Origin of the sequence: Acinetobacter sp. YH18001, assembly GCF_013416975.1 — a bacterium.
GTDB classification, from domain to species: Bacteria; Pseudomonadota; Gammaproteobacteria; order Pseudomonadales; family Moraxellaceae; genus Acinetobacter; species Acinetobacter pseudolwoffii.
Window position 1 is genome coordinate 1 of the sequence record NZ_VPEU01000076.1, and the last position, 6,057, is coordinate 6,057.

The following is a 6,057-nucleotide window of genomic DNA, read 5'->3' on the forward strand; positions in this document are numbered from 1 at the left end:
TTTCATTTCCTTTGACATCTTCTCCGACAATATATTGAAAACCCTTACGGTTCAGCTTGTGGCACATACGCTGGTACCAGCCTTTAAAGCCCTGTGTGTCTTCCTCGGGATTATAGTAAAAAGCATTCATCACTGCAGGTAAGCCCAGACCACACACCAGACCCGACAAGAGCACCACAATAAAGGTATAGCCCACCAAGATACTGCTATAAGCCTCTAGCTGAGGAATATTGGCCACCGCCAGAATAAGCGCCAGGGAAATCCCGCCACGCACACCGCCCCAGGACAAAATCGTTAAACTGCCGTTATAGCTTTTTCGGCGTATTTTGGGGAACATGGCAAATGCCAAGTGATTGGCAGCAAAGCGCGCTAAATGTAAAATAATAAATGCCACAATCCCGCCCAAGACCAGACTGGTACTCAGGTCAAGAATAAACAACTCCAAGCCAATCAGAGTAAACAGGAAGGAGTTAATAATCCCTTCAACCGTATGCCAGAAATGGTTCACGTCACCAATATCGGCATCGGCCAGAATTTCTTTCCATTTATTACCGACGATTAAGCCACCAATGACACAGGCAATCGGTGCTGAAGCATGGGCCAATAAAGCAATAAGATAAGAGCCACATGCCAATAAAGCAGTGGTCAGAATCAGTGACTCCATTTCATGCTTGCCACGCAAGATTCTTAATATTGCAAAGCCAAATCCCAGACCAATCAGTACGGCCACCACAATCTCATACAATAAAGTTTGCATGACAGCCAGCACCGTAAAGTTTTCGCCTTGCAGAACATTGAGCAGGGTCATAAATAAGGCGATACACATGGCATCATTAAATAACGATTCGCCTTCCAGCTTGACAATCAGATGATGCGGTGCGCGAACTGAACTCAATACGCCTTTAATGCCGATCGGATCAGTCGCCCCCAAAGCCGCACCAAGTAATAACAACACCAGTAAATCCACATGATTACCAATCAGGAACTGATAGCCATATAAAACTGCACCAAAGAACACCGCACAAAAGACCAGCGCTAAACTTGCCAAAATACCAATCGGTCGCCAATGATTACGTAAATCTGAAACCTTAAACTTCAGTGCAGATGAGGTCAGAATAAAGCAGATCACCCCATTGATCAGAAAATCATAAAAATCGATGTTACGAACAGCCTGCTCGATATTGTCAATATTAATACTAAAGAATGGATTACCTTGTAATAAACTGGCGCCCCATTGCAAAATAAAAACAAAGATGGCCGAAACAATCGGAACACCGATCGCTTGCGGAAAACCTAAAACACGCTTATTAAACATAGTGGTGGCAATGGAAAGTGCAAAGACCACCGTGAGTAGCTGAAGAAAAAAGAAATTTCCCATTCGGTTTCCTAAAGTCGGGCGAGATGGAGCAATATGCGCCGAGCGGCATGGTCAAAATAGAGATTTGAATAGCAGAGCATTAATAAAAAGGCATTCTAGCAAAACAAGTTTAATCCTCTTTTTATCGAATTGAGTTAAGTTTCTTTTCAGTATTTCCGAATGATGATTTAACATACAGATCAGCACTCGGCTTTTGCTTTCCCATCTTTCTATTTTGAATTTTTCTCCCATGCACCAAACTGTCAAAACCATTTTTCGTCTTTGTTTTGCGAGCGTGATTTTTCTGATCACCTTATCCTTATGTTTTACCTGCTTCGCTAAAATTCAGGAGATTCTGCAGGCAGAACAGCATTATCAGCAGGCAACCCGTATTCCCTTGAAAAGTACAACTGGCGAACAGTATGTTTTGGTATCTAATAACCAGCGACCGGACAATGCCATTTTTATTCTGATTGCAGGAAATGGTTATGTGGCCAAAATCAATTGTGAGCATTACAGTGCTTTATGTAGTGATGAGGACAATCAATCACATACCCGTCAAATCCAGAGCGTCCACCTAATTAAAGCAGGAAATCTGTTTTATATTGAAAAAATTCAATTTAGAGATAGCCAGACTGGCAAAGTCACGGCTCTCGAATATACCAACCATGATATGCAGCAGTTCTATCAAAATGACATCAACAATCTCAAATATACGGTCTTTGCCATTGCCTTGTTTGCTTTGGCCGCCTTATTTGTCAGTATCAAGATATTAAGAAATTTCCGGCGTTTTCTGCATAAATAAAAAAGGATTGCCTGCTCCACAGCTGCCCCACAATTGAATTAAGTAGATTTTGGAGATGCGAGTGTGACAAGGAGGTCACACCTTAGCCATCACGACAAGCATGTTGTGTATGGCGAACAAAAGACTTTTGCCTGCTTTTGACCTGTCAAAAGCAGGATTTCATGACTTCACAGATTCAAACTATAACCAAAGTTCAAATGATGAGACAGCAGTGGCACCTGCTCCTTTTTTTATCTGGAAACAAGCTAAATATTTTGGTTAAAGGTATCGCAATTCGAAACCTGACCCGATTTCAAGCCGGTATTAAACCACTGTACACGCTGCGCACTGCTGCCATGGGTAAAGCTGTCCGGTACCACCTGCCCGCGAGCACGTTTCTGTAAATAGTCATCACCAATTTTATGTGCGGCATCCATAGCTTCCTGCACATCTCCCTGTTCCAGAAACTGGGTGCGCTGATGATTATGGTAGGCCCAGACTCCGGCCAGACAGTCTGCCTGCAATTCTTGGCGCACTGAAAGCTGGTTACTCTGTACTTCGCTTGCCTGCTGACGTGCCTGCTGTACTTGAGAGGAAATCCCCAAAATGGTCTGGATATGATGACCTACTTCATGGGCCACCACATAAGCCTGCGCAAAATCTCCGGCCTGATCATTACGGGAGAGTTCGGTGGCATTCTGTTCTCCACCAATCCCCATCTGAGTACGCATATCTTTAAAGAATGCGGTATCGATATAAACTTTCTGGTCTGCCGGACAGTAGAAAGGCCCCATCGCCGCCTGAGCCGTACCACAACCCGAATTCACAATGCCATTGAACAAAACCAGTTTTGGGGGAACATACTGCTGATTTAACTGCTGCTGAAACACCTGAGTCCAGGTATCTTCAGTATCTGCTAGTACGGTGCCGACAAAATCAATCGACTCCTGCTGTTCCGGCGTAGGATTTTCCAGACCCCGTGTTTCCGCCGCACCCGATACGCCTTGGGTGACCTGTTTGGTGGTTTGATAAGCTTGCTGTGGATCGACGCCGAAGAATTTCCAGGCCACAAAAGCCACAATCAACCCGACAATACTGATACCACCAGCTTTGGCACCACCACCGCGACGGTCTTCTACATTACTACTGACACGACGACCTTTCCAACGCATAGTTTTTTTCCTTTTCTTCATCTGCTCAATTTGCAGATATTTTTGCATCTTAAGCTTTTGATGATTTGGGCCAGATTTTTTTAATCAGGCTGATGACCAGCATCACCAGCAGACCCGCTAAAATTCCCACGGCGAAATTAATCAAGGTCGGTGTTACAGCACCTACAATATTTCCGATACTGGGAATATCCTGTACATAGCTAACACTATCTTCAGTAAAGTGGTGAATAACAGGAATAGCATGATTAATAATTCCCCCACCGACCAGGAACATCGCTGCAGTTCCAACAACTGATAAAATTTTCATCAGAATCGGGGCAAATGCCAACAAGCCGCGTCCTATTTGTTGCTTAAAATCGGACTGCTGCTCGGTCAGATGCAGACCGATATCATCCAGTTTGACAATCAGGGCAACAAAACCATAGACCCCGATGGTCATCACGATCGCGATCAGGCTTAAAACGGTAACTTTGGTCAGCATAGAGGCTGCTGCTACCGTCCCCAAGGTAATCACGATAATTTCAGCCGAAAGGATAAAGTCGGTGCGAATCGCGCCTTTGACTTTTTCATTTTCAAACTGGTGCAAATCTGTTTCAGTCTGGATCAGTTGCTCACGGGCCTGTTCAGCATCCTTGGCCTTCGGTGTATGCAAGGTGTGTACGATTTTTTCCACGCCTTCATAACACAGAAACAAACCACCCAGCACCAATAAGGGGTTAATCAGCCAGCCGGCAATAAAGCTGATTAACAAGGCCAGCGGCACTAAAATCAGCTTATTGACAAAAGAACCTTTGGCCACTTTCCAGACTACCGGTAATTCACGATCTGCCCGTACGCCTGACACTTGCTGTGCATTTAAAGCCAGATCATCACCGAGGACGCCTGCTGTTTTTTTGGCTGCCATTTTGCTCATGACAGCCACATCATCCAAGACCGTCGCAATATCATCTAATAATAGTAATAAACTGCTCGCCATACTTATTATCCTTATCATATTTCAGTTTATTTTAATCAAAATTCTTAAAAATATTGTATTCACTTGTTTAATTAATAAGATTTTTTTAATACAGCTTTTTTTCTGGCTGACAATCAAAAACAGAATACCGTACAATATTGCCATTCGTTAAAATACAGCTGTAGTACTGACTACCCTTTGGAATAAATAATGAGTAATCAAGATAATCGTCCAGTGATCTTGACGGGCGACCGTCCTACCGGACAACTTCACCTCGGCCACTTTGTCGGTTCATTACGCTCTCGTGTAGGCTTGCAAGATTCTCACCATCAACACTTGTTACTTGCTGATGCTCAAGCACTCACCGATAATGCCGATAATTTTGAAAAAGTACGTCGTAACATTATTGAAGTGGCAACGGATTATCTGGCTGTCGGTATTGATCCAACTAAAACTACAATTTGTGTTCAGTCATGTTTACCTGCCTTAAACGAACTGACGATGCTTTACCTCAATTTCGTGACGGTGTCACGTTTAGAGCGTAACCCGACCATTAAATCTGAAATCCAGATGCGTGGTTTTGAGCGCGATATTCCAGCGGGTTTCTTGTGCTACCCGGTGGCTCAGGCAGCAGACATTACGGCATTCAAGGCCACTGTTGTTCCTGTGGGTGAAGATCAGATTCCAATGATCGAACAGACCAATGAAATCGTGCGTCGTCTGAACCGTCAAATCGGTCATGACCTGTTACCAGAATGTAAAGCGCTACTGTCTAATGTCGGCCGCCTTCCTGGTTTTGATGGCAAGGCGAAAATGTCAAAATCTTTGGGCAATACCATTGTGCTGGATGCGACAGATAAAGATATTAAAAAAGCCGTCAACGCCATGTATACCGATCCAAATCATCTTCGTGTGGAAGACCCAGGTCAGGTTGAAGGCAATGTAGTATTCACTTATCTGGACGCCTTTGATCCAAATAAAGAAGAACTGGAAGAACTCAAAGCTCATTATCGTCGCGGTGGCTTGGGCGATGGTACGGTGAAAAAACGTCTGGAAGGCATTCTCAAAGAACTGATCGGTCCAATCCGTGAGCGCCGTATTGAACTGGCTAAAGACCCTGACTATATTATGGATATTTTAAAGACCGGAACAGATAAATGTCGTGATATTACCCAGGCGACTTTAGATGAAGTGAAAACCGGTTTAGGTGTATTCCGTTTCTAACATAAAATGATCACCTAAAGCTCTTCATATGAAGGGCTTTTTTATTGCGAGGTGTTTATGCACGATAAAGCAGCAAACTCGCCCATAGAATCTCCATAGTTTTAACCTTAATTAACATCTATTAACATGAATACTGCTGAGTCAAGCCTTATCGGGTCGTATTATAGCTACATACAGTAAGGAATCAGATTTAACTCTCTCCACAGTTAATCTTGATGTAGTTTGAAAAAAACATTCCTTTTTCTACGCAATGATCACCCCAATCATTGCGTTTTTTTTGTCTTTAATTTTATAAAACCTATAAAAATAAAAAATCCTGCCAGATCAGCAGGATTTTAGTCTATTGGATTAGTATTTAAATAGTCCTTTTTCTAATGGAATTTCAATCCCAAGAGAGGCACCACCATCTTGTCCATTTACATCTGAATCACTAACCCAAGCATTAATTATTAATGGCATTTCGGGTCGAATATAATGCGACCATGTCACATCCAGCGCTTTAATTTTATCATCAAAGGCGAAGGCTGCATTGTTTGAAGCAGCACGCTCCGCCTGATTTACATCA

At 43.2% G+C, this 6,057-nt stretch carries 5 protein-coding genes and 1 pseudogene; 2 read left to right on the forward strand and 4 right to left on the reverse strand.

The window, feature by feature from the left end; translation table 11 throughout:
- A partial coding sequence (locus tag FTV48_RS13845) for a sodium:proton antiporter (RefSeq protein ID WP_180000719.1) occupies positions 1 to 1,378 on the reverse strand: 1,378 nt, incomplete at its 3' end.
- 229 nt (positions 1,379 to 1,607) lie between these two features.
- On the opposite strand from FTV48_RS13845, the gene FTV48_RS13850 reads away from it, so the two are divergent.
- Positions 1,608 to 2,162, forward strand: a complete 555-nt coding sequence (locus FTV48_RS13850) for a hypothetical protein (protein WP_005096270.1) — start codon at positions 1,608 to 1,610, stop codon at positions 2,160 to 2,162.
- Positions 2,163 to 2,407: 245 nt separating this feature from the next.
- On the opposite strand, the gene FTV48_RS13855 is transcribed toward FTV48_RS13850, so the two are convergent.
- Entirely contained in the window at positions 2,408 to 3,313 is a 906-nt protein-coding gene (locus FTV48_RS13855; RefSeq protein WP_100328816.1) for a neutral zinc metallopeptidase, read from the reverse strand.
- Positions 3,314 to 3,362: 49 nt separating this feature from the next.
- Positions 3,363 to 4,289 carry a DUF808 domain-containing protein gene (locus FTV48_RS13860; RefSeq protein ID WP_074383090.1) on the reverse strand — a complete coding sequence of 309 codons (927 nt, stop codon included), beginning with the start codon at positions 4,287 to 4,289 and terminating at the stop codon, positions 3,363 to 3,365.
- Positions 4,290 to 4,478: 189 nt separating this feature from the next.
- Here FTV48_RS13860 and trpS point away from each other — a divergent pair, with 189 nt between their 5' ends.
- Positions 4,479 to 5,492: a tryptophan--tRNA ligase gene (gene trpS, locus FTV48_RS13865; RefSeq protein ID WP_074383091.1), complete on the forward strand. Its 1,014-nt coding sequence runs from the start codon at positions 4,479 to 4,481 to the stop codon at positions 5,490 to 5,492.
- A 348-nt stretch (positions 5,493 to 5,840) separates the two neighbouring features.
- On the opposite strand, the pseudogene FTV48_RS13870 reads toward trpS, so the two are convergent.
- Positions 5,841 to 6,057 (reverse strand): annotated as a pseudogene (locus FTV48_RS13870) (capsule assembly Wzi family protein); the annotation flags it as partial.

What these genes read in the sequence shown, in the direction of transcription:
- trpS (WP_074383091.1), top strand. Translation starts at nt 4,479, where the DNA reads ATGAGTAATCAAGATAATCGTCCAGTGATCTTGACGGGCGACCGTCCT.
- FTV48_RS13855 (WP_100328816.1), bottom strand. Translation starts at nt 3,313, where the DNA reads ATGCGTTGGAAAGGTCGTCGTGTCAGTAGTAATGTAGAAGACCGTCGC.
- FTV48_RS13860 (WP_074383090.1), bottom strand. Translation starts at nt 4,289, where the DNA reads ATGGCGAGCAGTTTATTACTATTATTAGATGATATTGCGACGGTCTTG.
- FTV48_RS13850 (WP_005096270.1), top strand. Translation starts at nt 1,608, where the DNA reads ATGCACCAAACTGTCAAAACCATTTTTCGTCTTTGTTTTGCGAGCGTG.